The sequence below is a fragment of the Aquimarina sp. Aq78 genome (assembly GCF_900299525.1).
Taxonomy (GTDB): Bacteria; Bacteroidota; Bacteroidia; order Flavobacteriales; family Flavobacteriaceae; genus Aquimarina.
Window position 1 is genome coordinate 365515 of sequence record NZ_OMKA01000026.1, and the last position, 25035, is coordinate 390549.

General features: G+C 33.5%; 32 protein-coding genes. 12 read left to right on the forward strand and 20 right to left on the reverse strand.

All coding sequences use genetic code 11. The features are described from left to right. Positions 1-223 precede the first annotated feature (223 nt). From DG435_RS17820 to DG435_RS17840, 6 genes are all read left to right on the forward strand, one after another. On the forward strand, positions 224-922 hold the full coding sequence (locus DG435_RS17820) for a M50 family metallopeptidase (RefSeq protein WP_106791074.1): 699 nt from the start codon (positions 224-226) through the stop codon (positions 920-922). Between the two features lie 340 nt (positions 923-1262). After that, on the forward strand, positions 1263-2018 hold the full coding sequence (locus DG435_RS17825) for a hypothetical protein (RefSeq protein WP_106791073.1): 756 nt from the start codon (positions 1263-1265) through the stop codon (positions 2016-2018). Between the two features lie 10 nt (positions 2019-2028). Further along, positions 2029-2700, forward strand: a complete 672-nt coding sequence (locus DG435_RS17830) for a hypothetical protein (protein ID WP_106791072.1) — start codon at positions 2029-2031, stop codon at positions 2698-2700. A 78-nt stretch (positions 2701-2778) separates the two neighbouring features. Then, a complete protein-coding gene (locus DG435_RS25635) occupies positions 2779-2928 on the forward strand; it encodes a hypothetical protein (protein WP_159025437.1) in 150 nt (49 codons plus the stop codon). 120 nt (positions 2929-3048) lie between these two features. Then, on the forward strand, positions 3049-3831 hold the full coding sequence (locus DG435_RS17835) for a sensor histidine kinase (RefSeq protein WP_106791071.1): 783 nt from the start codon (positions 3049-3051) through the stop codon (positions 3829-3831). A gap of 70 nt (positions 3832-3901) precedes the next feature. Then, the gene (locus tag DG435_RS17840) at positions 3902-4555 is read left to right on the forward strand and encodes a response regulator transcription factor (RefSeq protein ID WP_024768404.1); all 654 of its coding nucleotides are present in this window, start codon (positions 3902-3904) and stop codon (positions 4553-4555) included. Positions 4556-4712: 157 nt separating this feature from the next. Here DG435_RS17840 and DG435_RS17845 read toward each other — a convergent pair whose 3' ends face one another. Beyond that, complete coding sequence (locus DG435_RS17845) at positions 4713-5303, reverse strand: carboxymuconolactone decarboxylase family protein (protein ID WP_024768403.1); 591 nt, start codon at positions 5301-5303, stop codon at positions 4713-4715. 128 nt (positions 5304-5431) lie between these two features. On the opposite strand from DG435_RS17845, the gene recJ reads away from it, so the two are divergent. Both recJ and DG435_RS17855 read left to right on the forward strand, forming a co-directional pair. After that, on the forward strand, positions 5432-7117 hold the full coding sequence (gene recJ / locus DG435_RS17850; protein WP_106791070.1) for a single-stranded-DNA-specific exonuclease RecJ: 1686 nt from the start codon (positions 5432-5434) through the stop codon (positions 7115-7117). 61 nt (positions 7118-7178) lie between these two features. Continuing rightward, entirely contained in the window at positions 7179-7532 is a 354-nt protein-coding gene (locus DG435_RS17855; protein ID WP_106791069.1) for a hypothetical protein, read from the forward strand. Between the two features lie 77 nt (positions 7533-7609). On the opposite strand, the gene DG435_RS17860 is transcribed toward DG435_RS17855, so the two are convergent. From DG435_RS17860 to pdxA, 10 genes are all read right to left on the reverse strand, one after another. Further along, positions 7610-8551: an alpha/beta fold hydrolase gene (locus tag DG435_RS17860; protein WP_106791084.1), complete on the reverse strand. Its 942-nt coding sequence runs from the start codon at positions 8549-8551 to the stop codon at positions 7610-7612. 108 nt (positions 8552-8659) lie between these two features. Next, positions 8660-9115: a 3-oxoacyl-ACP synthase gene (locus tag DG435_RS17865; RefSeq protein ID WP_106791068.1), complete on the reverse strand. Its 456-nt coding sequence runs from the start codon at positions 9113-9115 to the stop codon at positions 8660-8662. 4 nt (positions 9116-9119) lie between these two features. Beyond that, entirely contained in the window at positions 9120-9797 is a 678-nt protein-coding gene (mtgA, locus tag DG435_RS17870; RefSeq protein WP_106791067.1) for a monofunctional biosynthetic peptidoglycan transglycosylase, read from the reverse strand. An 18-nt stretch (positions 9798-9815) separates the two neighbouring features. Beyond that, the gene (locus DG435_RS17875; RefSeq protein WP_106791066.1) at positions 9816-10928 is read right to left on the reverse strand and encodes an FAD-binding oxidoreductase; all 1113 of its coding nucleotides are present in this window, start codon (positions 10926-10928) and stop codon (positions 9816-9818) included. A gap of 214 nt (positions 10929-11142) precedes the next feature. Continuing rightward, complete coding sequence (gene accC, locus DG435_RS17880) at positions 11143-12492, reverse strand: acetyl-CoA carboxylase biotin carboxylase subunit (protein ID WP_106791065.1); 1350 nt, start codon at positions 12490-12492, stop codon at positions 11143-11145. A gap of 88 nt (positions 12493-12580) precedes the next feature. Beyond that, on the reverse strand, positions 12581-13066 hold the full coding sequence (gene accB, locus DG435_RS17885) for an acetyl-CoA carboxylase biotin carboxyl carrier protein (protein WP_106791064.1): 486 nt from the start codon (positions 13064-13066) through the stop codon (positions 12581-12583). A gap of 27 nt (positions 13067-13093) precedes the next feature. After that, on the reverse strand, positions 13094-14089 hold the full coding sequence (locus DG435_RS17890) for a beta-ketoacyl-ACP synthase III (protein WP_106791063.1): 996 nt from the start codon (positions 14087-14089) through the stop codon (positions 13094-13096). A 173-nt stretch (positions 14090-14262) separates the two neighbouring features. Then, positions 14263-14460 (reverse strand): 50S ribosomal protein L32, encoded by a 198-nt coding sequence (gene rpmF / locus DG435_RS17895; protein WP_024768393.1) that lies wholly within the window; start codon positions 14458-14460, stop codon positions 14263-14265. A 7-nt stretch (positions 14461-14467) separates the two neighbouring features. Beyond that, entirely contained in the window at positions 14468-15010 is a 543-nt protein-coding gene (locus tag DG435_RS17900; RefSeq protein ID WP_106791062.1) for a DUF177 domain-containing protein, read from the reverse strand. A 175-nt stretch (positions 15011-15185) separates the two neighbouring features. Then, a complete protein-coding gene (pdxA, locus tag DG435_RS17905; protein WP_106791061.1) occupies positions 15186-16244 on the reverse strand; it encodes a 4-hydroxythreonine-4-phosphate dehydrogenase PdxA in 1059 nt (352 codons plus the stop codon). Between the two features lie 87 nt (positions 16245-16331). On the opposite strand from pdxA, the gene DG435_RS17910 reads away from it, so the two are divergent. Continuing rightward, complete coding sequence (locus tag DG435_RS17910; protein ID WP_106791060.1) at positions 16332-16919, forward strand: riboflavin synthase; 588 nt, start codon at positions 16332-16334, stop codon at positions 16917-16919. 137 nt (positions 16920-17056) lie between these two features. On the opposite strand, the gene DG435_RS25640 is transcribed toward DG435_RS17910, so the two are convergent. Then, complete coding sequence (locus DG435_RS25640) at positions 17057-17212, reverse strand: hypothetical protein (protein WP_159025436.1); 156 nt, start codon at positions 17210-17212, stop codon at positions 17057-17059. Positions 17213-17689: 477 nt separating this feature from the next. Between DG435_RS25640 and DG435_RS17915 the strand changes: the two genes are divergently transcribed. Then, on the forward strand, positions 17690-18028 hold the full coding sequence (locus DG435_RS17915; protein WP_024768388.1) for a hypothetical protein: 339 nt from the start codon (positions 17690-17692) through the stop codon (positions 18026-18028). A gap of 106 nt (positions 18029-18134) precedes the next feature. Here DG435_RS17915 and DG435_RS17920 read toward each other — a convergent pair whose 3' ends face one another. The 8 genes from DG435_RS17920 to DG435_RS17950 all read right to left on the reverse strand — a co-directional run bounded on the left by DG435_RS17920 (position 18135) and on the right by DG435_RS17950 (position 23621). Further along, a complete protein-coding gene (locus DG435_RS17920) occupies positions 18135-19235 on the reverse strand; it encodes an aminopeptidase (RefSeq protein ID WP_106791059.1) in 1101 nt (366 codons plus the stop codon). Between the two features lie 13 nt (positions 19236-19248). Beyond that, positions 19249-19626, reverse strand: a complete 378-nt coding sequence (locus DG435_RS17925) for a RidA family protein (protein ID WP_106791058.1) — start codon at positions 19624-19626, stop codon at positions 19249-19251. 35 nt (positions 19627-19661) lie between these two features. After that, positions 19662-20501: a PhzF family phenazine biosynthesis protein gene (locus tag DG435_RS17930; RefSeq protein WP_199852626.1), complete on the reverse strand. Its 840-nt coding sequence runs from the start codon at positions 20499-20501 to the stop codon at positions 19662-19664. Next, positions 20498-21400: a PhzF family isomerase gene (locus DG435_RS17935; RefSeq protein ID WP_106791057.1), complete on the reverse strand. Its 903-nt coding sequence runs from the start codon at positions 21398-21400 to the stop codon at positions 20498-20500. Before DG435_RS17935 ends, DG435_RS17930 begins: the two co-directional genes overlap by 4 nt. 102 nt (positions 21401-21502) lie before the next feature. Continuing rightward, on the reverse strand, positions 21503-22285 hold the full coding sequence (locus tag DG435_RS17940; RefSeq protein ID WP_106791056.1) for a 2-keto-4-pentenoate hydratase: 783 nt from the start codon (positions 22283-22285) through the stop codon (positions 21503-21505). A gap of 148 nt (positions 22286-22433) precedes the next feature. After that, positions 22434-22577, reverse strand: a complete 144-nt coding sequence (locus DG435_RS25645) for a hypothetical protein (protein ID WP_159025435.1) — start codon at positions 22575-22577, stop codon at positions 22434-22436. Positions 22578-22629: 52 nt separating this feature from the next. Then, the gene (locus DG435_RS17945; protein ID WP_074406861.1) at positions 22630-23019 is read right to left on the reverse strand and encodes a RidA family protein; all 390 of its coding nucleotides are present in this window, start codon (positions 23017-23019) and stop codon (positions 22630-22632) included. Between the two features lie 11 nt (positions 23020-23030). Next, positions 23031-23621 (reverse strand): CGNR zinc finger domain-containing protein, encoded by a 591-nt coding sequence (locus DG435_RS17950; RefSeq protein ID WP_106791055.1) that lies wholly within the window; start codon positions 23619-23621, stop codon positions 23031-23033. 92 nt (positions 23622-23713) lie between these two features. On the opposite strand from DG435_RS17950, the gene DG435_RS17955 reads away from it, so the two are divergent. Both DG435_RS17955 and DG435_RS17960 read left to right on the forward strand, forming a co-directional pair. Continuing rightward, the gene (locus DG435_RS17955; RefSeq protein WP_106791054.1) at positions 23714-24034 is read left to right on the forward strand and encodes an antibiotic biosynthesis monooxygenase; all 321 of its coding nucleotides are present in this window, start codon (positions 23714-23716) and stop codon (positions 24032-24034) included. Between the two features lie 60 nt (positions 24035-24094). Beyond that, a complete protein-coding gene (locus tag DG435_RS17960) occupies positions 24095-24988 on the forward strand; it encodes a DMT family transporter (protein WP_106791053.1) in 894 nt (297 codons plus the stop codon). Positions 24989-25035: the final 47 nt, after the last annotated feature.

Consider the following 25035-nt stretch of genomic DNA (forward strand, 5'->3'; position numbering starts at 1 on the left):
CAATTTTTAGACATAAAAATCGTTATATTATAACCCGGATTATGCATTAGAACTTCGTTATGAAGCTCTAAAATGTAATAAAATATAATGTTTCATCAAATTCAGCGTAGCACCGCTACGGTTAATTTGAGAAACATAACAAAGTGATATATTTTGAAGCAGTTTGGAGCTGTAGTAGATTTTCTAATGCATAATTCGGGTTTAAGTATAAAACTTTGAGTGCGTGAAAAACTACCCCTTGCTTTCTATAATAGGAATTAGCTTGCTTGTTTTTTTATTATGGCAACTACCTTATTTTGGGTTTATACAATATCCATTATTACTTTTAGGTACTTGGTTTCATGAAATGGGCCATGGCTTAACTGCAATATTGGTGGGAGGTAAGTTTATATACCTCGAAATATATGAAAACGGAGGAGGTGTAGCCTACTCCAATGTTTCGACCAGTTACTTACCCTTTAAAATCGCCAGAGGTATTACCGCTGCAGGAGGTTTATTAGGTCCGGCAATTTCGGGAGCCATACTTATAGCCTCGGCCAGAAATAGAATAAGCTCTAAAATTGCATTATGGTTACTAATTATAATAATGGTACTATCATTATGCTTATGGATTCATGAGTTACTGGCATTAATTATCCTAAGTGTTTTTGCTGCACTTCTCTTTTTTATCGCGATTCTTAGAGTAAGAAACCTCGAAGCTTTTACGCTCTTGTTTTTAGGAACTCAATGTGTGTTAAGTTCATACCTACAAATAGGATATCTGTTTACAAAACAATTCGAACGAGACGGGAAAATCCAATATTCTGATACGCAGATGATTGCAGCTCATCTATCTGGTGCCTATTGGATGTGGGCAGTATTGATTCTATTAATTACCATGTGTCTGCTGTATAAAAGCTATCGATATTACTTAAAAAAATAATCACTTTATACGCTGGTATAGATTATTGTTTTTTGTCATCCCAACCTTTCGACTTGGCTCAAGATAAACCAAAGGCTGAAATCCATTTTTTTGGATGGTACTAAATTCAGTGAATTTTACCCAAACCTATACAAAGTACAATCGAAGTGAGAACTCATTTTCACTATGTATTTTCCTAATAAAAAGCATATAAAAAATCGAAAAAATACTTGAAATTAAAATATGTGGTAAATACGTGTTTTTATGCGGTAATTACCTGTAAATCCCTTTTGAAGCAAAGTGTGCAGGTTTTTTTTGATTAACTTTAATACTAATTATTAACTTATAAATATATCATCCAATGGAAAACGTAATCACACAAGAAACCCCTCTAATTACAGAAAAAGTTTTTAAAGAATCTACCTCTTTATGGAGAAATGCAGATGTACTACAATTAACACATCATTTTCATAAACTAGATCCGGCTAAAGGGCAATATGAACGAGTATATTATTTTAGCATGAGCGATGATGATGTTGAGCGTTTTAATAATATACAAGAGATTAAGACTTTTACTATGTACATGGCTTTGAAACGTGGATATAAAGAAAAGTTTACCTTTTTTCCAATTTTTGAGATTGTTGATATAGAAGGTGACAAGCAGTACTTTGGTCTGGAAGCTTATCAAAAACCAAGAATCAAGGCATCACAAAATAAAGAAGACGAACTGGGATCCGAGATTGTGCCTTTAACCTTTAAGCAAATGATTCACGATAATTGGGAAGAGGTAGATATGAGTCTGGTTGATGATTTGTTTACAGTAAAAACGAAGAAAAAGCCAATGGAAAGAGTAATTTTTTACAAGGTTACTGCAGATTTGATCAATCCCTTCTTGGCTAATGGCATTGAAGCAATAAAGTTTTATCCTGGATTAGATATGAACAAGTTTCAATATAAGGATATGATATCTTTTACTCCTGTTATTGGGATTACACCCAAGGAGCCGATTGAAAATATAATGCAACGAGCTGGTATCATCGAATCTAATGATAATGAGGTGTTTATTGAATATTCAAGACCGTGTCCACCTACTTGTACAGGAGAATTATCTATCTAATTAGAAACTAATGAGTAAAGAACTTTTTGATAATTTAAGTTTGATTTCATCTTTTATAGTGATCATCCCTTTATTTTTATCTATTTATAAATTCAAATCATTAAATAAAATACAGGTAAAATTAGTATATCTATTATTAATAGTATTAATAGTAGAAGTTATTTCTAATATGTTTTGGTATAAAAAAATAAATAATTTACCATTATATCATTTTTTTACTGTAGTTCAGTTTTTATTGATTGTTAATATTTATAGAAGAGCGTTATCACAAACATTTTCAAAATATTTCTTTACTGCTTTAAGCACTGGATTTACGGGATTTGCTATCATCAATATTATATACTTTCAAGATTTTTTTACTTTTAATTCTAATGCAACGACACTTATGGCAGCGATAATTATTTTTTTGTCTCTAAGTTATTTTTATGCATTGCTTAAAGAGGTAAAATATAGTGCCCTGGAAACGAATCCTATGTTTTGGATCAATTCAGGGTTCTTGATTTATTTTTCTAGCAATTTAATCTTGTTTTTTATGAATAACACATTGTTTAAAGGGGTTACTGAAGCTAGTCATATTCTTTGGGGGCTACATGCTGCCATAAATATTGTATTAACTATTTTTTATACGGTTGCAATATGGGTGAAACCCAAAAAAGAGACTAATGAAAATAGTGATTTTTGATCAAATGATTTTGGTCTGAAGTGCTGGTTTTACTGTTTTTTTGAGCTATATTTATGTAAACTTTTAAAACCTAAAATCATGAAAACAATTCGTTTATTATTTTTAACCCCACTGAACTCATTCGTTGTCAGACAGCAAGAAGGACCTCCAGATAATAGTGAGCAAAAAAATCCAATACTTAATTGGAAAATAGTAAATCCAGAAGTCATGCTGTTTGGTTTTTATTAGAATTAAACTAAAACAGGATTGTTTTTTATGAGTTTATAAATCTTGTATACTACTGATAGACTAGTCTGGAAAAGATAATTAATTAGATAGTAAAGCGCTATATTTTATACTATTTGTTTTATGGGTGAACCCGAAGAAGCCGTTGCGTTAAAGGTTATAATTATCGGTATGGTGGTGATTTTTTTACTATCATTATCAGTAATTATATTTTTTATTCTTTATCAACGCAGGTTGTTGGCGCAACAGCAGAAACATCAAAAAATAGAATCTGATTATCAGAAAGAACTACTAAAAACCTCGATTATTAGTCAGGAAGAAGAAAGGAGTAGGATTGCCAAAGAATTACATGATGATGTGGGGGCTATGCTAACCACTACCAAATTGTATTTTGGGCAAATTACACCAGAATTGCCTCCAGAAGAGCTTATAGGCATTGCTAAAAAAATGAGCTCTTTTTTCGATGATATGATACAAAGTGTACGTAGTATTTCTCAAGATCTAAGACCTGTAGTTCTAGAAAAATTAGGACTTATAGAAGCAATACAAAGCTTGGTGCAAACCATAAATGATTCAGGAAAAATTAGTGTGCATTTTAAAAATAACACTATAAAAACGATTGCCAAATCAAAAGAACTTAACCTGTATAGAATCATTCAGGAATTAATTACGAATACGCTTAAACATGCAGAGGCTTCTGCAATACGTGTTGAGTTAAAAAATGAAAAAAGTTCGTTAATTATACTTTATGAAGATGATGGGAAAGGTTTGGAACAAAAAAACCTTTTACATAAAAAAGGGCTAGGGCTCAAAAATATAGAAAGTAGATTGTCGGTACTTTCTGGAAATATACATTTTTTAAAAAAGAGCTCTGGTATGAAAGTGAAAATTGCAATACCAGTTTGATCATAAAAACAGTAAAAAAAACCCCTAAGTAAGTAAAAAGAAGCACTAACAATTTTAATCACAATTAATCATGGAGACTATAAAACTAGGACTGATTGATGATCATAACTTATTTCGTGAAGGTATAAAGTCACTGTTAAAAAGAATGGCCAATATTACATTGGTATTAGAAGCGGTGAGTGGTAAAGACCTGTTAGCACAGTTGAATAATGTGGTTCCGGATGTAATCCTTTTGGATTTAGAGATGGGAGAGATGAATGGTGTGGATACAACTCTAAAATTACAAGAATTGTATCCTGATCTAAAAATTATTATTCTAACAATGCATACAGAAGAAAGAATGATCTCTTATTTGATGGAAGCGGGAGCTAATGGATATCTACTAAAAGATACCACCCAACATGAGTTAGAAATAGCAATACGATCTACATACGAAAAAGGATTTTATTTTAATTCTTTTGTATCAGAAGCGTTATTAAAAGGGTTGAAGCATAAAACTTCTAAACCCCCTGCTATACGAAAAGATTATCACCTTACTTCTAGAGAATTAGAAGTGTTAGAAGGGATTACTCAAGAGTTTACAACTGCAGAAATTGCAGAGCAACTTTTTCTAAGTGTAAGAACAATTGAAGGACATCGAAAAAATTTAATGGGTAAATTAGGCGTGAAAAATACGGCTGGTTTAGTTATTAAAGCAGTTAAAGAGAAGATCATTTCTGTTTAAACCCGGATTATGCATTAGTTGGAAGATGGAATAAATTTTCTAATGCATAAAGCGGATTAAATCATTTTGGAAAGTAAAAATAAACCTGTCGGGATTTTAAAATCCCGACAGGTTTCTAATACGAAAATTCTATTATAATCTTTAGTTTCAGAAAATACTAAATATGCTTTCCTTTCTCCCAACCGTGTTTTCCTAGGTATTTTTCGCCAGATTCAATAGCTCCTTCCTCAACCATTGTGCCCATAGAATCATTCCAGCGATTTAGATATCCAAATAAAGAAATCACTCCTAACATTTCTACAATTTCTCCTTCATTCCAGTATTTATATAATTCTTCTTTAATGGTATCATCTACAGCATTAGGAACCATCGATGCAGCAAGCGAAAAATCGAGTGCTGCACGTTCTGCATCACTAAAAGCGGCATGCGTTTTATACTCCCATATATTATCTAATTGCTCTTGCTCTGCTCCATATCGTTCGGCTGCACGAATAGCATGTGCCTGGCAATATCTACATCCTGTAGCATTACTGCTTACCCAAGCAATCATACGTTTTAATGCAGAAGTTACTTTACCTTCATTTGCCATTACGGCTTTATTAAGGTTGATAAATGCTTTAGAAATAGCTGGTCTTCTTTGCATAGTAAGTACAGAATTAGGACAAAACCCTAAGGTTTCATTAAAAAATTCTGCTAATTCTCTGGTTTCTGGATCATGATCTGCCGATAATGGAGTAACTAATGCCATATTATGTATTTTTTTGAGTTTAAACGTATAATTTTAAGCAAAGCAAAATACAAAACTAATGTCAAATCAAGAGAGGTCAGGATGTTTTTTGTACTTTGGATTTTTTAATATAGGAATTTACCGCACGAATGAGATGGACACTACAACCAAAACCTGATGTTTCAACAATAGAAAATCTGGCAAAAACTCTTAATGTAGATGCAATAATTGCTTCGCTATTAGTGCAAAGAGGGATAACAACTTTTGATCAGGCCAAAAAATTCTTTAGACCGTCTTTAGAAGATATACACGATCCTTTTTTGATGAAAGATATGGATAAGGCAACTGCCAGAATCCAAAAAGCAATTGCTAATGGCGAAAACATAATGGTATATGGTGATTATGATGTAGATGGCACCACATCTGTGGCACTACTGTCTTCTTATTTAAAAACCTTATCCAATCAAATCGCTACATATATCCCTGATCGATATAATGAAGGATATGGGATATCGTATATGGGAATTGATTATGCTCATGATAATGATATTTCTCTTATTGTTGCTTTAGACTGTGGAATTAAAGCTATAGAAAAAGTAGCGTATGCCAAAGAAAAAGGAATCGATTTTATTATTTGTGATCACCATAGACCAGGAGATAAAATTCCTGATGCAGTTGCGGTTTTAGATCCAAAACGTAAAGATTGTGAATACCCATATAAAGAATTATGCGGTTGTGGAGTAGGGTTTAAATTGATACAGGGATTGGCAGTTCATCAAAATCAAACTATAGAAGATTTGTTTCCATATTTAGATCTGGTGGCTACTGCAATTGGGGCAGATATTGTGCCCATAACAGGTGAGAATCGTGTATTGGCATATTATGGCTTACAAGTTATTAATGCAAATCCCAGAATTGGATTTAGGGCAATGTTGTCTGAAGTAAAAAAAGAAACTTTAACGATAACAGATTTGGTCTTTATCATCGCACCCAGGATTAATGCAGCCGGAAGAATGAAACATGGATTACATGCTGTTAATTTGTTGACAGAAGAAAATATTGATATTGCATTACAATATGCCGCAGAAATAGAATTGTATAACAGCAATAGAAAAGAGGCTGATAAAAACATAACCCAGAAAGCGTTAGAACAGATACTTCAGAATAAAGAAGAGGATAGATATACTACTGTGGTGTATGAAGAAAATTGGCATAAAGGAGTGATAGGTATTGTGGCATCACGATTAACAGAGACGTATTATCGCCCGACTTTGGTTTTTACAAAAAGTGGTTCGAAATTAGCAGCTTCTGCACGATCTGTAAAGGGGTATGATGTATATAATGCATTAGAAGCTTGCTCAGAGCATATAGAACAGTTTGGAGGCCATAAGTATGCTGCAGGGTTAACATTAGACGAAAAGCAATATCTGCCGTTTAAGCAAAAATTTGAAGAAGTAGTATCTGCTACTATTGATAAAAAAATGCTTATTCCCGAAATATCTATTGATGGCTCTCTAGAACTAGATCAAATCACTCCTAAATTCTATCGTATTTTAAAACAATTCGCTCCATATGGCCCAGGAAACATGGCCCCGGTGTTTATGACAGAAGGATTAAATGATACCGGATACGGAAAATGTGTGGGAGCCGATGAGAAACATTTAAAATGTAGAGTACAAAAAAATGGAGTTGCTATTGGAACTATTGGCTTTAATCTTGGCCCCAAATATGATTTGATAACCGAAGGGCAACACTTTAAAGCTGCGTATACTATCGATGAAAATGAGTGGAACGGAGAAGTATCTCTTCAATTAAAGTTGAAAGATATAAATTAACTTATTTTTATTTAGATTTATTATAAATAGTTACTATTTTTGATTCAAATATGTATTCAGGATGAACGCTATAGATAAAATATACAGTAACGAATTAGGTATTTCTTTCTTTTGGAAACAAGAAAAACATATTTCAACGCCTAGAGTTCAGTTGGTATTTAGAGATATTGGATTTTTACTTACTTTAAATGAATTAAAGGATTTTTCTAATTCTTGTACTACTACTATTGAATCTCAATGCTGTAGTCAATGCAAAAATTCACAACAGTGTAAATCATTATTATTGAGAACTCCTTCTGATAAGATAGATTTAGCAGTAAGTAGAGAAGAGGTTCATCAAATCCAGGAACTAATCAAGGGTACTATTTTCAGGGTAGAGTTACAAGATTGGATAAGAAATCTATCTCTTAATTAATACCATTTAGGTTTTGATTTTACTGTGATAAAATGTTCTTTTTCACCTCATTTCAAAATTATAACTAGGCCGCAGCCCTATTCTTTTTTATATAAAAACTCAACAATTTTATACGTGATTTCTTTTGCTTTTGTTTCCTGCAAAAAATGTTTCTCGTCTATAAAATGAATATCTTCATTCTTAACCTTTAATGCATTAGCTGCACGAACTTGTTGTGGAGGCCATTGTAGCATTGTGTCATGTATCCCCCATATAACAGTAACTGGGATATTGATATTTTCAAAAACGGGTGAGTAGTCAGGTAATTCATTACAGGTTTGACTATAGAAATAATACATGGCATGTGTTTTACCTTCTAATAAGGGAGTTTTATATCCTTCTACATCAAGAGAATTTAAAACGTTTTCTTTAAGTCCCTGATTAAATAGATTTTTGAGTAAGGTATTGGTTGTAACTCCATTTCTATAACCCCACATCGCTGTTTTGGCAAGACCTCCTGGTTTCATACGTACAGGAGGGTAAAATCCATCATCATAAATAATAGTATTTAATACAATTAGTTTTTCAATTTTATCGGGCGCTTGTTTCAAAAGCTCCCAGGTCCATAGTCCACCAGCATCATGCATAACATGAGACCAGGTCTCGATCCCTAATGCTTGCATAAGTTCTAACAAGCGTTTGGCATGATTTTCTGCATTGTAGATTTCAAAACCTTCGGGAGAATCACTAGAACCATACCCCAGCATATCAGGTACAATCACTCTAAATCCATTTGCAACCAAAGGGTCAATCATTTTACGATATAACCATCCCGAAGTAGGTACGCCGTGTAATAATACAATTGCAGGCCCTTTTCCTTTATCTATATATTTGATTAAACCATCATCTGTAGGATATAATCTTTGATCAGATCTAAAATCTTCATAGGTGATTTGATTTTTCCTGATTTTGGTATTCTCGTATGGTTTACAGGAAAAGAGCAATACCCCTATTAGGGTAAGCACAAAAAAATTCTTCATGGTAAATGATTTATGAACTGGCAATTTACTTAAAATCATTTTTGTATGCTATATGCGGTTGAAAATTTAATAGCACTATGATTAAAACCAGATTTTTTTATTCCTTAGTTAAGAGACTTGTTTGATTATTATTTCATTTCCGTTAAAGCTAAAAGAATCACCAGTGGTTTTTCCTAATAGTAATTTACCAATAGGAGAATTAGCAGCTATGGCAAAATAGGATTTATCGTCTATAGAGAGTTTGCCAACAGAGATACTAATAAAATAATAACCTTGTGTGGTAATCACCAGACTACCTAAATGAATATGTTCTGAAGGAGAAATGTTAATTTTAGCTAAGACTTCTTGCAATTTTTGTACTTCGGCTAATTGTTTTCCTGCTTTTTCACGTTCTAACTGTAACATTGCTCGCCCGGTTTCATGTTTATCTCCAGCAGTACTTTTGGTTTCAGAAGTTAAAGATTCTTGAATACCAGTAATAGTATTTTGAATTCTTTGTAATCTTTGATCTACATAATTTTGGCATTGATGAAGTATTTCTTCTTTGATTTTTTGTGAATCCATATTGCTATTTCTTATCAAATACTAAAGTACCGTAATTACGCATTTGTATCATAATCCATTTTTTTCTTTTTTGGGTATATGCAGAAGGTGGATTAGCCAAAAAACGTATGGGATTAGGAAGTATTGCTGCAATAGCTGTAGCTTCATCCTTATTAAGTGCAATTGCAGAGGTGTTAAACCAAAATTGGGCAGCAGCTTCGGCTCCATAGATCCCATCTCCCATTTCTATACTGTTCAGATAAATTTCGAGAATACGTTCTTTACTCCAGAAAGTCTCTATCAAAAATGTAAAATAGGTTTCAAATCCTTTTCGTATCCAGCTGCGATGTGGCCACAAAAAAACATTTTTAGCTGTTTGTTGAGAAATCGTACTTGCACCTCGCAATCGTTTACCTGATTTATATTCTGCCATTGCTTTTTCGATAGCTTCTTTGTCAAAGCCATTATGGTTAATAAATCGTTGATCTTCACTGCAAATAACTGCTAGTTGTAGGTTCTTAGAAATCTTGGATAATGGTACCCATTGATGGCGAATGGTATATTTATTTTTAGATTGTAATTTTCGAATTCCCATTAACGGGGTAGCAGGAACATTAACCCATGTATATATGAGTACCCACAGCACACTTAGTATGATAAATGCGATGCAGCTTTTAAGTATAAAACGGAAGTATTTTTTCATAATTCAACAGGAATCGACTTATAAAAGATCAGCTAATTCTGCACCTACCAAACTTCCTATTGCAACTCCCATTCCGCCCTGGCGTACACCACAAAATACGTTTTGAGATAATTGTTTAACGATAGATTGTTTTTGATTTCCTACACCCATAATTCCGCTCCAGCGATGATTGATTTCAAAATTAATATCGGGTAAGATGACATCTCGTAAAATTTCTTCTAATTTTTGTTGTACCAATTCAGTTTGAGCTAAATCTGTAGTTTCTTCAGCTTTAAAATCTAGATTTCGACCTCCTCCAAATAGGATTCTGTTATCAATATTTCTAAAATAATAATATCCTTTATCTAGATGAAATGTTCCTTTAATATGTAAATTATCTATGGGTTGGGTAATCAAAACCTGAGCACGAGCGGGTTTTACTTCCTCAATTCCTAATTGAGAAGCAAAGCCATTTGTAGCAATCAATACTTTATGTGTAGAGAACGTAAACTGATCGGTTTTTATTTTAACAGCAGTGTTGTCATCATCAAAAGTTTCAACTGTGCAATTGTTTAGAATCTTAATGCCAGAATTTCGAACTTTTTTTAGTAATGCTTCCATCATTTTTCCGGTATCGATTTGACCTTCAAATTGATTAATGATGTATTGAGGCTGGATATTTTCAAAATTAAAAATATTATCACTTGTGCTAAAAACATCATCTTTAAAAATTGGTTTCAATAAGGTGTTTATTTGCTCTCTTTTTGAAAAACAATCTTCATAAAGAGCTTGATCATTTTTGGTAAAAAGTTCATATCCTCCGTTTTGAAAATAGCCAATAGTCTGATCTCCCAGATGTTTTCTCAATAGTTGAAGCCCATTGTGTCTTTTTTTAACAAGCTGTAGTACTTCTTCTTCACTGTGCGAGTTTAGGTCGTCCAGAATTTCAGAGAGGCTTCCAAAACAAGCAAAGCCTGCATTCTTGGTACTAGCACCATTAGGTAATATACCACGCTCCAGAATAAGAATTTTGGCTTTCGGAAAATTGTTTTGCAACCTTAATGCGCAAGTAAGCCCTACAATACCGCTTCCGATAATAGTGAAATCAATATTAGATAACCAAGTTTTATGTTCCCAATAGCTAAAATTCAAAGTACAACAGGTGTTATTTGTTAGAAAAACAAATATAGTCGTTCCTAAAGAGATTTTACGATTTCTTGTGTAGTTACAATAGTAGAAAATTCGTTTTTTAAGAAAGGGTTTTTAAAAGTGATTAGGGGGTAGAATCTTGTTATTTTGAAAATGCAATTTTTGATAGTAAGTAAAAGGTATAAAAAAAGCCTCATTGCTGAGGCTTAATTGGTTGTTATTCAGTTGGGTCTTCCATTTCAAAATCTTCCATAAACTTAGTGGTATAATTTCCAGCTATATATTCTGGATGATCCATAAGTTGTCTATGAAAAGGAACGGTAGTTTTTATACCTTCCACAACGAATTCGTCTAATGCTCTTTTCATTTTATTAATTGCCTCTTCACGCGTTTGTGCAGTAGTTATTAACTTGGCAATCATAGAATCATAGTTAGGCGGAATAATATACCCACTATATACGTGAGTATCTACTCGCACACCATGGCCTCCAGGGATATGCAAATTGGTAATTTTACCTGGTGAAGGTCGAAAATCTTTATATGGATCTTCTGCATTGATCCTACATTCTATAGAGTGTAATTGTGGAAAATAGTTTTTACCCGAAATTGGTACTCCGGCAGCAACAAGAATTTGTTCTCTAATTAAATCATAATCAACTACTTGCTCTGTAATAGGATGTTCTACCTGGATACGAGTATTCATTTCCATAAAGTAGAAATTACGGTGTTTGTCAACCAAAAATTCTACAGTTCCTGCTCCTTCATATTTAATATATTCTGAAGCTTTTACTGCAGCTTCCCCCATTTTTTTACGCAATTCGTCTGTCATGAATGGCGAAGGAGTTTCTTCTGTAAGTTTTTGGTGTCTACGTTGTACCGAGCAATCTCTTTCAGATAAATGACAGGCTCTACCATTGCTATCTCCTACAATCTGAATTTCGATATGGCGTGGTTCTTCGATGAGTTTTTCCATGTACATACCATCATTACCAAATGAGGCTGATGCTTCCTGGCGAGCACTATCCCATGCTTTTCTTAAGTCTTCCTTTGCCCATACAGCTCGCATACCTTTTCCACCACCACCGGCGGTAGCTTTTAGCATTACTGGGTATCCCATTTCATCGGCAAGCTTTTCGGTTTCTTCAAAAGAATCCAGTATACCTTCACTACCTGGGATTGTAGGCACTCCTGCTGCTTTCATAGTAGCTTTTGCAGAGGCTTTATCACCCATTTGATCAATCATTTCGGCGCTGGCACCAATAAATTTTATTTCGTGTTCTTCACAAATCTTAGAAAACTTAGCATTTTCTGAAAGAAAACCATAGCCTGGGTGTATTGCATCTGCATTTGTGATTTCTGCAGCTGCAATAATATTAGACATTTTAAGGTAAGATTCATTACTGGGTGCAGGTCCGATACAAACCGCTTCATCTGCGAAACGTACATGTAAACTTTCTGCATCTGCTGTAGAATAGACCGCAACAGATTTTATCCCCATTTCTTTGCAGGTTCTGATTACACGCAATGCAATCTCTCCTCTATTTGCAATTAGAATTTTTTTAAACATAACTTCTTAGAAATTATAATATTCAAATGATAAATTCCAATTCTCGATATGTGATTTGAAATTTAAAGATTTGAAATTATGGGTTTAACTATGATGGGTCTACTAAGAATAGTGGCTGATCAAATTCTACTGGAGAAGAGTCATCAACTAATACTTTTACAATTTTACCAGAAACTTCACTTTCAATTTCATTAAAGAGTTTCATCGCCTCAATAATACAAAGTACATCTCCTTCTTTTATTGAATCACCAACTTCTACAAATGTAGGTTTGTCTGGCGATGGTTTTCTGTATAAAGTACCTATTATAGGTGATTTAATAGTTATGTATTTCGAATTATCGTCAGAAGCACTTTCTTCTACAACTGCTGCGGGTGTAATTGCAGCGGGTGCTGGTGGTTGTACGGGAGCTACCACTTGAGGAGTTACTGGTAGTTGTTGTACAATTGTGGTTTCTTTACCATCTTCTGATGCAGTTTTAATGGTGATTTTAATGTCATCCATTTCTAACTTTACTTCGCTAGCCCCTGATTTGGCTACGAATTTGATTAAATTCTGAATTTCTTTTAAATCCATAATGTGGGTATTGTGTGTTTTAGTTGTTTAGGAATTATAGGCCCATTTAAGATAAATAGACCCCCAAGTAAAGCCTCCACCGAATGAAGCAAATACTATGTTATCTCCTTTTTTGAGTTGTTTTTCGTAATCGTGTAACAGTAATGGTAAGGTGGCTGAGGTTGTATTACCATATCGTTGGATATTCATAAGAACTTTACTCTCATCTAGCTCCATTCTTTTGGCTGTAGCGTCAATGATACGTTTGTTGGCTTGATGTGCAATAAGCCAATTTACATCCTGTCCTGTTAAATTATTACGTTCCATAATCTTAGAACTGGCATCTGCCATATTAGAAACTGCATATTTAAATACAGTTTTTCCGTCTTGTTGAACAAAGTGCTGCCTTTTGGCTATAGTTTCTTCTGATGGAGGTAGGATAGACCCTCCAGCTTCAATTTTTAAGAACTCTCTTCCGATACCATCGGTACGAAGGTATTCGTCTTGAAGTCCTAGACCTTCATAATTGGGTTCAAAAAGAGCTGCGCCACCGCCATCACCAAAAATGATGCAAGTGGTACGATCAGTATAATCAATAATAGAGGACATTTTATCTGCTCCTATTACTAATACTTTTTTGTATCTTCCTGATTCTATATAACTAGCGGCGGTAGACATTCCATATAAAAAACTGGAACAAGCGGCCTGTAAGTCATAAGAAAAAGCATTAACGGCTCCAATTTTTGAAGCTGTATATGCTGCTGTTGCAGCAACTGGAAGATCTGGAGTTGCAGTTGCAAAAATCACCATATCAATCTCTTTAGGGTCGAGATTTTTTTTAGCGATTAGATCTTCTGCTGCTTTTATACCTAAGAAAGAAGTTCCCTTATCTTTATCTTTTAGTATTCTGCGTTCTTTGATACCTGTACGACTGGTTATCCATTCGTCGTTAGTTTCGACCATTGTTGCTAATATATCATTAGATAACACATAGTCTGGCACGTATGCACCTACAGCGGTGATAGCGGCTGTGATTTTACTCATATCTTAGTTTTAGTTTCACAAACTATAGCATAAAAATGCGCTCAAAAAGTTGTCGAAATTACTAAATTATACACAAATATGGCGCAAAATAACGGGATTTTGACACATATTCAACTAAAAACAAAAAAACTCTCACATTTGTGAGAGCTCTCTTTAAAATTTTAACAGTATCCTTACGCTACTTCTTCTTCAGTATTGTCGATAACAATTTGACCACGATAGTATAATTTACCTTCATGCCAATGTGCTCTATGATATAAATGCGCCTCTCCAGTAGTTGGATCAGTAGCTATTTGTGGTACAGAAGCTTTATAATGCGTTCTTCTTTTATCTCTTCTTGTTTTCGATATTTTTCTCTTAGGATGTGCCATTGCTTAGCTATTGTTTATCGTTTAATAAGTTTTTTAATTTATCCCAGCGAGGATCTGTCTCCTCATTGTTGTTTACTATTGTTTTTTCTTTTGGACTTAATTCTTCTAATTTTTCAAGTATGTCTGATTCTAATGTTCCGTTCTCAACACCAGGATGAACTCTTTTGGATGGCATAGCCAAAACAATAAGCTCATAAATATATTGTTGAATGTTTACTTCATAGTCCCCGTGAGGAATAATAAGAAGCTCTTCATTTTCATCATTATATTCGTCTCCAAACTTCACTACCAAAAAGAATTCATTTTTAATAGGTAAGTCAAAAGGTTCATTGGTGAGATCACAATTTACATTTACAGTTCCGGTTGCTTTAAATTGAAGTTCTAATAAAGTTGCTTTTTTATTAAACTCCATATCAACTTTTACTGCAGATGAATTAAACTCATCATACTCAAAATGTTCAAAGAACGCGTTGTCAATTTGATACTCAAACTGGTGTAATCCTTGCTTCAGCCCAACGAAAGGAATAGTATACTCTTTAAGTTGTATCATTTCATCATCAGTTTCAAGTGCCTATCAATTTGATAAAGGCGGGTGCAAAGATAATAAAAATTCGTTATGAAAGTATTTTTGTAAACAAAATTATATCAGATTGTTAGTGATTAATTAGGTTTGTGGATTATGGTAATAGGTTTAAGAACTACTTTCATACTTAATTCTTAACCTCTCATGCCTTATTTTGAGGTTTACGAGGTTGCCTTTTTAGAGGGTTTTTGGTTAATTCGTTATACTCATTTCTGTTTTTGAAAATCCTTAATGCAGCAAAAACTGATTCTTTAAAAGAACTATTGTCAGCTAGATTTTTCCCTGCAATTTCAAAAGCAGTACCGTGATCTGGAGAAGTGCGAACTTTATGTAAGCCTGCAGTATAATTTACTCCTTTGCCAAAAGAGAGTGTTTTAAAAGGAATTAATCCCTGATCATGATATGAAGCTACAACAGCATCAAAAGCTTTATAATTATTAGAGCCAAAAAAACTATCTGCTGCGTAGGGACCATATACTAATATGCCAGATTCATTAATTTTTTGGATCGTTGGTTTTAATACATCTTCATCTTCTTTACCAATTACGCCGTTGTCTCCGCTATGAGGATTGATTCCTAGTACTGCGATCTTTGGTTTTGAGATGCCAAAATCCTGTTTAAGTGCATGATGAATAGTATCTATTTTTTGTTCGATCAATTCTGGTGTTATCGTATCGGCAATATCTTTAACGGCCACATGATCAGTAAGTAATCCTACTTTTAGATCATCGGTGATCATAAACATAAGGCTATTTCCTTCTAGTTCCTGATCCAGATAATCAGTATGTCCCGGGAATTTAAATTCTTCAGATTGAATACTATGTTTATTAATAGGTGCGGTGACCAGCACATCAATTTGATCATTTTTTAAAGCTTCGGTTGCAGATTTAAGTGATTTGATCGCATAGCTTCCTACTTTTTCATCTTCTTGCCCAAAATTAATACTAACGGCTTCCTTCCAAACATTAAGAACATTTATTTTACCATCCAGAATTTGAGATGTCTTATCTATACCATGAAGGTTTATGTTGCTTTTATATTGTTTTTTTAAGAAAGAAAGAATTTTTACCGAGGCAAAAATTACCGGAGTACAAAAATCTAACATTCGCGAATCTTCAAAAGTTTTAAGGATAACTTCACTTCCTATTCCGTTAAGATCACCAATAGAAATCCCTAATCTTATTTTTTCTTCTTTCTTCATTATATAAACTACTTTATCAGTATTTTTGAAATCTAAAATCAGACTTCAAACTTCAAGGTCACAAATTTAATTAAATAATTCGCATTTATGTTTACAGGAATCATCGAAGAATTAGGAATTGTTACTTCTTTACAAACTAATAAAGAAAATCTGGATATTACAGTACGTGCGAATTTTACCTCAGAATTGAAGATTGATCAAAGCATAGCGCATAATGGGGTTTGTTTAACCGTGGTATCTATTAATGAAGATATGTATACAGTTACGGCGATCAAAGAAACGCTGGATAAGACCAATCTTAATACCCTTGCAGTTGATACTATTGTAAATCTGGAAAGAGGAATGAAATTAGGGGATAGGTTAGATGGGCATATTGTACAAGGACATGTGGATCAAACTGCAATTTGCACAGCAATTACAGAAGCTGATGGAAGTTGGTACTTTACTTTTGATTATGATCCATCATTAAATAATATCACTATAGAAAAAGGATCGGTAACAGTTAATGGAGTTAGTTTGACTGTGGTTAATTCTAAAAAGAATGAATTTAGTGTTGCTATTATTCCGTATACATATGAACATACAAACTTTAATACTTTTAAAGTAGGCAGTGTTGTTAACCTTGAGTTTGATGTTATTGGTAAATACGTAAAACGAATTACAGAGCTAAGATAACTTACTTCATAGTGTTCATTAGTAGGTGTTATAACTTTCCTTAGCTACCTTATTCCTGATAAAGAAAAGGCTAAAAGAATTTATAATTACTTATTCGTAATAAATAATAAGGAAAGTTGAAAGAAGTAGAATGGTAATTATACCAATTCTACTTCGTTAAATTTAAAAAGTGAAACCCTGTTTCTTCCGATCTTTAAGAGTACTCCTCCCAGATCACTTAAAGTAGAGCAGGATTCGAAATCCAATACTTTGCCAAAATACTGGCTTTTTGCATCAATTACTTTATACCGCATAATTCTAGATTTGATTTATTTTCCCAATTTTTCGTTATCGTAGTTCTTTCCCCAAAAAACATACCATACCGTATCAAATTCAAAAGTAAATTTAATAGACATGATTGGTTTTTTAAAATAAACTTATCAGGTTTTATTAACAACAGTTATTGATTTTAAGAATTAAATAACTGTAAATCAAATGGTTAAATATTTGTTGGTTTTCGTTGTATTCTTGCTTTTTTAAGTGAAAATTTGAAAAATAAAGGCATAAAAGTGAAATATATTTATTGGAATCATTCCTAATTTTGTATTTTTGTATTGGAATTATTCCTAAACAGAAATATGAATTATCAATTAAAATTTTAAGATTTACTTAAGCTTTTTTTGGTTAATCTTTTAAAGTTCTGGCATACGTTTTGCAAAAACAGAGATAACTTCGAATCGTATACCTATGAGAATATGGATACTTAACCTAGTGCAAATGACTCTTATGTTATGAGTGGTATTAACTACGAAATACAAAATAGAAAATTACAATCGTATAAGCATACTTTTGATTATGACTTCTGCAAAAGAAAGTATGATGAGTATGCACATATGACATTAGATGAATTTAGAGAATGTTTAAAAGATGCTCAAAAACTAGGAGAGATAGGTCATTTGTGTTGTTTTATTCTGTGGGTAAAAAATAAGGCTAAGTATGAGTATAGAGATAGCTTAGGTGATTATGGATTAATTCACTTATTATTTCATTGCCTGGAAAATAAACACCATGCAGAAGTGCATGCCGAATATATTCACATGTTATTTAAGGAGGATATTAAGTTGGTATAGTTTTCTTTCTTCTAAAACAAGGGTAAAAGAGGACTAATTTTACGTTTTAGTATATCTAAATAACAAATAATATTATCTACGATTTGTTTTGCTAATCTTTTGTGTGTTATATAAGAAACTTTCCATTTTCATAGATCAGTTTTCCGTCTGCCAATATCTTACCTCCTTGTGTCATATCTGTAATCATATCCCAATGAATGATAGATTTGTTTTTAGCTCCAGTTTGAAAATACGATTGTCCTACCGCCATATGTATAGTACCTCCTATTTTTTCATCAAATAAAATGTTTTTTGTGGCTTGCTGTATATTGTAATTGGTTCCAATAGCTACTTCTCCAAAATAATTAGCTCCCGGAACTTTAAATATGTCATCTAATAGTTCTTGTCCTTCTTCTGCTTTCCAGTCTATAATTTTACCATCCTTAACTGTTAGTGTAATTCCCTTCACGATATGACCTTCAAATACAGAAGGTAAGCTAAAATATGCTGTTCCGTTCACACTATCTTCAATTGGCCCGGTAAATACTTCTCCGCTTGGCATGTTTGTTCGCCCGTCTGAGTTTATCCATTTACGTTCTTTAACACTAAACTGTATGTCGGTTCCTTTGGTGATGTACTGTACCTTGTCTACATTGTTTAAATAATCAACAATGTTTTGTTGTTCTTTTCGTATTTGTAACCAAGAAGCTTTAGGATCTTCTTCAAAAAGATGACAAGCATTAAAGACAAAATGAGAATATTCTTCTAGTGACATGCCTGCCATTTGAGCACCTGCTTGTGTTGGGTATAAGCATAAGGTTCGTTTTAAACTACCGTTGGCAGTTCTTTTGTAATAATGTTCTGTTACTGGTTTTAAAGTTTCTTTGTGTTTTCGTTGTTTTTGAGCATCTATATTTTGATTTTCGATAAGGTTATGAGGAGCCATGATTTTAAGATAAGCATCAAAATGCTCCATCGCATGTGCATACAATACGGGAGGTTGATTTAATTGCTTTTCTTCAGAATTATCAATTTTAATTTTATGAGCTTCGCTAAATTCTAATTGATATTCTACGTGCGCTCCAGCTTTGATAGCAGCTCTAAAAACTTCTCGTACTAATGGTTCTGCAAGTGTTGTACTTTGAATAAATAGTTTATCTCCCGGTTGTATATCTAGGGAGTAATGTACCAATAGATCTGCGTATTTTTTTAATATAGATGAATTCATTTTTTAGTATTAATTATTCGATTATTGCTGCTGTTGTTACGATTTCAATGAGGCAACCGAGATGTAATTCGGCATTACCAACTACTGCTCTGGCGGGTTTGTGATCTCCAAAAAAATCAGCATATACTTTGTCTACTGTTGCCCAGTGTGCAACATCAGTAATAAAAATCTCATTTCTGATAATATGATTTTTATTACTACCAGCTTCTTTTAGTGTGAGTTCTATATTCTGTAGAAGCAATTTTGTCTGTGCTTCAATACCTACAGGGACTTCTTTGGTAATTGGATGTATTGGTAATTGCCCGCTTAAGTAAAGTGTGCCTTTATGTTCTACCCACATAGCGTAGTGTCCATTACTTTTGGGTGTATTTGATATCTCATTTGTTTCCATATTTTTTATTTGAGTTTGGTTGTTCAAAATGGTTTTTAAATATTTCGCGCACTTCCTGATATTTTTACACTAGCCCCAATTGTAGAGGTGTATTCGACTATTAATCGTGATGGAGATCCCATATCTTCACCCTGGATAATTTCAAATTTAGTATTCCCTTTCCAATGTATATCACGCAAATAACCAGCTAGAGCGGCAGCGGCAGCTCCTGTAGCAGGATCTTCGTATACTCCTCCAGAAGCAAATGCATTTCTGGAATGAAATACATTATCGGCATCTAACCACAGTAAACTTATGGTAACCAGGCCTTCTTTAAGCATAAGAGCTTTGGTCTTTTCAAATTCATACTTCATATTGGCTACCGTTTTTCGATCATTTACTACAAGAATGAGGTGTTTGGCCCCTGCAAACGCATATCGAATCGGAAAATCTACATGCAGTGCTGAAGCAGGAAGATTGAAAAAATCAAGAACATCATCTATAACGGTTTGTGGTGCAGGTTTTGACCAGGTTTCAGGCGATTGTAGTGTTACTTTAAAATCATTTCCTGTGGTTTTTTTAACGGCAACACTAATTTCTCCGTTGTTTAAAAACAGCTTGTATGTTCCTTCTCCATGGTTTTGTCCCAGACCTGCTCCTGTGGCAATGGTAGCATGACCACAAAAATCGACTTCTATTTCGGGAGAAAAATATCGAATACGCCACCCATCGTCTTTGGGATGTAAAAAAGCAGTTTCAGAATATCCTACCTCTTTAGCAATGCTAAACATTTCTTCTTCTTTCGGCATTTTGTCTGTTATGACAACGCCCGCAGGATTTCCTCCTTTGCTGTCATAAGAGAAAGCTGCTATTTTTTGAATTTTTATTGCTTTCATAGTGTTATTGTGGTTTTAAAAACGATTACTGCATCGCCAGCAATTTGTATCATAACAGGGTTATTATTTTCTATATTCACTTTTACATTCATATACCCGGTTCGATTCATGGTTTCGCCTTGTTTGATCTTAAAATCGAATAATTTTCCGTTGTGGTTTACCAAATTGTGATGTACTATATAGGCACCCAAAGGTCCATTAGCATTTCCGGTTACCGGATCTTCATTAATGCCTATGGCTGGAGCAAACATGCGACCATTGATCAAACAGTCTTTTTCATTAGAATCAAAAGTAAATACATAATATCCATTACATTGTATGTTCTGACTTAACTCTGCCAGTTTAGAAAAATTTGGTTTTAAATGATTAAGAACTTCGTTTTTATGAATACCAATCATTACTTTAGAATGTCCTGTAGAAACAATTTGAATAGGGTAGTCATTATTGATTTGGTTTTCAGAAAGCCCTAAAGCAGTACTAATTTCCTGGCTCGTTTTTTTATCGAAAGGAGGTTCGAATTTAATTGCTCCCTGTGTCATTTCTATTTTATAATCATCATCTTTTCTATGGATTGCAAATGGTAAAACTCCTACTTTGGTTTTTATTTTCAATATGCAAGAATCAAGATTTTCGGATATGGCCTTGGCATACATTGCCGCAATAGTAGCGTGACCGCAAATAGGAACTTCTACCGTAGGGGTAAAATATCGTATAACGCCATCATTATCGTTGCTATCAGAAGGAAAGATAAATGCTGTTTCAGAGTTGTTTAATTCTCTCGCGATAGCCAGCATTTGTGCATCATCTAATCCTGTTGCATTAATTACAACTCCAGCAGGGTTTCCTTTAAATTTTTCTTTGGTGAAGGCATCTATTTGGTATACGGTAAATTTTTTCATGCGACTATTTTTTTTTGAAACCTATATGGGGTAGTCAATGTCCTTTTGAGCGGTATAGGAACTCAAGAAGATGTTTACTCCATTATTAACTATCCTATATATCTAGGTGACTGTAAATTCGATAGTTCCCAGAGCTCCATATGTGGCAGTATAAGAGCCTTTGGTTAGCTGGGTTATTTGTCCAACTGTGCCTGTCATGAGTATGTGTTCTGGGGTAATTGGGTATCCTTGGTCCAAAATTTTATTGATTAACCATGCTAATGATGTCCATTGGTTTCCCATGGAGTCACTTCCTTTTCCTCTACTAATTTCTTCTTTGTTTAATGCCAAGGTTATAATCTCTTCATTAATATTTACATCTGCATTCACTGGTTCTCCTAGAATAATTACAGCACCAGCACCATTGGTCGCGATCATATCCTTTTGGGTTAACCTGGACATATCTGGATGTTTGATATCCGGGATTTCAATCATAGGTACAATTTCTTTCACTAATTCTTTTACGGTACTTAAAGTTACCTTTTTTGTGATTTCTGATCTCATTCGGTAACCGATTTCTGTTTCCAGAATTGGATTTTTAAATTCAGAGATTTTAATTTCTGTAGTGTTGAAATGAAGTCCAGAAGCAAATCGTGCTGCAGCAAGTGGTTGGGTTGCTCCGAATTTTTTTTGAGAACCTTCAGATGTCATACCTGCTTCGTAGGCAACGATGGTATCATTTTCTGATACTTCCTGTACCAAATGTTTCTGAATCTGATAAGCTTCATCTGAGGTTAGTACTACATCAAAATCTGAAAGATAAGGTAGTGAGACCTCTTTCTTGTATGCGGCCATCATTTCTGATCTGTACGATTGAATTTTCGAGTTGGAAATATTATCTTTCATAAAGTACTTGTTTCAATTAAATTTTTACCGGAATCTACCTGGCAAACTCTTTAGCTCTAGTTTTTGACTGTCTATTTAATATCTCTACAGGTAAACTAAGATGATTTATGCGGTTTATTTCACATCATATAGATTGTTGAAATGGATGCTATTTAAATCTTGAAGCATCTTCTGCTCCGGGGATTCTAAAAGTTTTTAACCAATCGGTAATAGATTGAATAAAAACTTTGGTAGTGCTCTTTTCTCTTACTACTGAACAATCATTAGGTAAACATTCTACATTACAATTCATAAATTATGAGTATTTAAGGGTTAGTACTAATTTTTAATTCATTTTTGTATAGTTAATCTGCTATAGCTGTAAATTCTATTTCTACCAACATATCAGGATTAATTAGCTTGGCTATTTCTACCATTGCGGTAGTGGGCTTTATAGTGCCAAAATATTCCCCATGTGCTTTTCCTATAGCTTCCCATTGGGATATATCGGTAGTATAAATTCTTGTTCGTATCACATTGTCTAAACTATATCCCATATCTTCCAAAACATTTTTAGCAGTTTCTATAATTGTTTTGGTTTGAAGATAAGGATCGTCTATACCAATAATATCCCCATCTTTACCAGTAGCAGTAGTACCAGAGACTTCAATAATATTTCCTACTTTTACAGCTCTGGAATAACCAACGATATCTTCCCAGGGGCTACCAGACGAAATGTTTTTTCTGTTTTTCATTTTATATAATTTTATACTTTATTTTTTTTGCTTTCGTAATATTTTCTGGCTTTTACCTCATTACCACAAGTATCCATATTGCACCATTTTCTACATTTGTTTTTACTCGAATCGAAGTAAATCCAACCGCAATTACCACATTCTTTTACCCGATCTATTTCTTCAGACATCAATAGTTCATGTGCAGCTTTTCCAATTTTTAAAATATAGCTATTTAGATCATTTGGATCTATCTCTAAATGTTCTTGAGGTTTATTGTCAACTACAAAAATCTTAGTGGATCTTCTGATTTTTTGTAAGAGTGTATCAAAACATTTAAGATCTTTTTCTTTAATCTCTCTTTGAAAAACAAGTCCTTGAAACACACGATGCAAAAATTCTCTTTTCCTTATAACTTCTTTTAGATTAAAGTTAGCTTCATCAAAGTTTGACGTTTCGTTTTCTAAAATATCAACGCGTTTTAGCCAGGCAATCCATTCCTCTTTTCCGGTAAGGTAATCTTTAGGGTCTGCAACCAGCCTGTCTTTAATCGTATTGATAAAATTTAGGGATAGATTTCCTCCGTCTAAAAGGCTATTTTGTATGTGTTCTACATTATTCATAGTGCAAAGTAAAATAATTATAACCGGTAAAACAAGTTTTGGTGGTAAAAATATTATATTATATTTGCACCAGTATAATTAATTATAGTGGTATGAATTATAAATCAAGTGTAATTACAAGAAAATGGCATGGCAGAATTAATGCCGAAGATGCTCAAGAATATTTACAATACTTAATAGAAAGTGGTATTTCGGATTATAAATCTGTCAATGGAATACTAAGTGTAGAGGTTCTAAGAAGATTTGAAAATGATATTTGCCATTTATGGACAGTGACCAAATGGAAAGATTATGAGAGTATTAAAACTTTTGCTGGAGAGGACTATACTAAAGCAAAATATTACGATAGAGATAAGGACTTTCTTCTGGAGTTTGAAGAAGAAGTACAGCATTTTGAAACCTTTGTTTTTTAAATTAAGAACTAATTTCAATTTAATAATCTATTAATGAACTATAAATAGTATATATCTGCAATGAATAAAATAATTACGTTTCTGTTTTTGATACTAACCATGCTTTTTTGGGCAGCTAATTTTCATGTGGTGAAAATAGCGTTAGAGTTTTATTCTCCTATAAGTGTTGCTGCTTTGCGATTTTTCTTTGGGGTTGTCTCGTTGATTCTCCTTGTGTATTTGAGATTTGGCAATCAATTATTCAAATTCAGATTTTCTGCAAAAGAATGGTGGTATATGTTTCTTACTTCCTTTTTCGGAATCTTTTTAACCATATACTTTTTTAACCAGGGTCTAAAAACAACCAGTGCTGTAAATGGATCTCTTATTATTGCAACTAGTCCTGCAATTACTGCTGTTTTTGCTTTTGTGTTTCAAAGAAAAAAAGTGAAACTAATGCAATGGATTGCTATTGCGATTAGCTTTTTTGGAGTGGCAATTATTTTGGTAAAAGGAGATTTTAGTAAGTTGGCAGAATTGCAGTTCGAAATAGGAGATGTTTATATTATGGGTATGGCAATTGTATTCTCACTTTCTCAGATCATTGTGAGTAAGTATCTTCCTCATATAGATGCTGTTGTGATGACAACGATCACTTCGCTTATGGCTTTTGTTTTGTTTGCGGTTTTCTCATTACCAGAATTTATAACAACCGATATACCAACCGATATGTCTTTTTGGAGTAGCATCTTGTTTATGGGTGTACTAGGAACGGGAATTGCATATACTGCATTTTATTTCTGTGTCGTTAAACTGGGAGCAACCACCTCGACACTGTTCATGAATCTTATTCCGTTTTTTGCGGTGTTACTTGCGTTTCCTTTCGGAGAAACAATATATGCTGTACAACTCATAGGAGGAGGTATTGTAATTATTGGTCTGTTACTATTTGGGTTTACTAAAAAGAAAAGCTGAACTTTACAAAACCATTCAGGTTAAACTGATAGACAACGAATATTAAA

Coding starts and splice junctions, on each gene's coding strand:
- DG435_RS17825 (WP_106791073.1), top strand. CDS start 1,263: ATGGAAAACGTAATCACACAAGAAACCCCTCTAATTACAGAAAAAGTT.
- DG435_RS17830 (WP_106791072.1), top strand. CDS start 2,029: ATGAGTAAAGAACTTTTTGATAATTTAAGTTTGATTTCATCTTTTATA.
- DG435_RS25635 (WP_159025437.1), top strand. CDS start 2,779: ATGAAAACAATTCGTTTATTATTTTTAACCCCACTGAACTCATTCGTT.
- DG435_RS17835 (WP_106791071.1), top strand. CDS start 3,049: ATGGGTGAACCCGAAGAAGCCGTTGCGTTAAAGGTTATAATTATCGGT.
- DG435_RS17840 (WP_024768404.1), top strand. CDS start 3,902: ATGGAGACTATAAAACTAGGACTGATTGATGATCATAACTTATTTCGT.
- DG435_RS17845 (WP_024768403.1), bottom strand. CDS start 5,303: ATGGCATTAGTTACTCCATTATCGGCAGATCATGATCCAGAAACCAGA.
- recJ (WP_106791070.1), top strand. CDS start 5,432: ATGAGATGGACACTACAACCAAAACCTGATGTTTCAACAATAGAAAAT.
- DG435_RS17855 (WP_106791069.1), top strand. CDS start 7,179: ATGAACGCTATAGATAAAATATACAGTAACGAATTAGGTATTTCTTTC.
- DG435_RS17860 (WP_106791084.1), bottom strand. CDS start 8,551: ATGAAGAATTTTTTTGTGCTTACCCTAATAGGGGTATTGCTCTTTTCC.
- DG435_RS17865 (WP_106791068.1), bottom strand. CDS start 9,115: ATGGATTCACAAAAAATCAAAGAAGAAATACTTCATCAATGCCAAAAT.
- mtgA (WP_106791067.1), bottom strand. CDS start 9,797: ATGAAAAAATACTTCCGTTTTATACTTAAAAGCTGCATCGCATTTATC.
- accC (WP_106791065.1), bottom strand. CDS start 12,492: ATGTTTAAAAAAATTCTAATTGCAAATAGAGGAGAGATTGCATTGCGT.
- accB (WP_106791064.1), bottom strand. CDS start 13,066: ATGGATTTAAAAGAAATTCAGAATTTAATCAAATTCGTAGCCAAATCA.
- DG435_RS17890 (WP_106791063.1), bottom strand. CDS start 14,089: ATGAGTAAAATCACAGCCGCTATCACCGCTGTAGGTGCATACGTGCCA.
- rpmF (WP_024768393.1), bottom strand. CDS start 14,460: ATGGCACATCCTAAGAGAAAAATATCGAAAACAAGAAGAGATAAAAGA.
- DG435_RS17900 (WP_106791062.1), bottom strand. CDS start 15,010: ATGATACAACTTAAAGAGTATACTATTCCTTTCGTTGGGCTGAAGCAA.
- pdxA (WP_106791061.1), bottom strand. CDS start 16,244: ATGAAGAAAGAAGAAAAAATAAGATTAGGGATTTCTATTGGTGATCTT.
- DG435_RS17910 (WP_106791060.1), top strand. CDS start 16,332: ATGTTTACAGGAATCATCGAAGAATTAGGAATTGTTACTTCTTTACAA.
- DG435_RS25640 (WP_159025436.1), bottom strand. CDS start 17,212: ATGCGGTATAAAGTAATTGATGCAAAAAGCCAGTATTTTGGCAAAGTA.
- DG435_RS17915 (WP_024768388.1), top strand. CDS start 17,690: ATGAGTGGTATTAACTACGAAATACAAAATAGAAAATTACAATCGTAT.
- DG435_RS17920 (WP_106791059.1), bottom strand. CDS start 19,235: ATGAATTCATCTATATTAAAAAAATACGCAGATCTATTGGTACATTAC.
- DG435_RS17925 (WP_106791058.1), bottom strand. CDS start 19,626: ATGGAAACAAATGAGATATCAAATACACCCAAAAGTAATGGACACTAC.
- DG435_RS17930 (WP_199852626.1), bottom strand. CDS start 20,501: ATGAAAGCAATAAAAATTCAAAAAATAGCAGCTTTCTCTTATGACAGC.
- DG435_RS17935 (WP_106791057.1), bottom strand. CDS start 21,400: ATGAAAAAATTTACCGTATACCAAATAGATGCCTTCACCAAAGAAAAA.
- DG435_RS17940 (WP_106791056.1), bottom strand. CDS start 22,285: ATGAAAGATAATATTTCCAACTCGAAAATTCAATCGTACAGATCAGAA.
- DG435_RS25645 (WP_159025435.1), bottom strand. CDS start 22,577: ATGAATTGTAATGTAGAATGTTTACCTAATGATTGTTCAGTAGTAAGA.
- DG435_RS17945 (WP_074406861.1), bottom strand. CDS start 23,019: ATGAAAAACAGAAAAAACATTTCGTCTGGTAGCCCCTGGGAAGATATC.
- DG435_RS17950 (WP_106791055.1), bottom strand. CDS start 23,621: ATGAATAATGTAGAACACATACAAAATAGCCTTTTAGACGGAGGAAAT.
- DG435_RS17955 (WP_106791054.1), top strand. CDS start 23,714: ATGAATTATAAATCAAGTGTAATTACAAGAAAATGGCATGGCAGAATT.
- DG435_RS17960 (WP_106791053.1), top strand. CDS start 24,095: ATGAATAAAATAATTACGTTTCTGTTTTTGATACTAACCATGCTTTTT.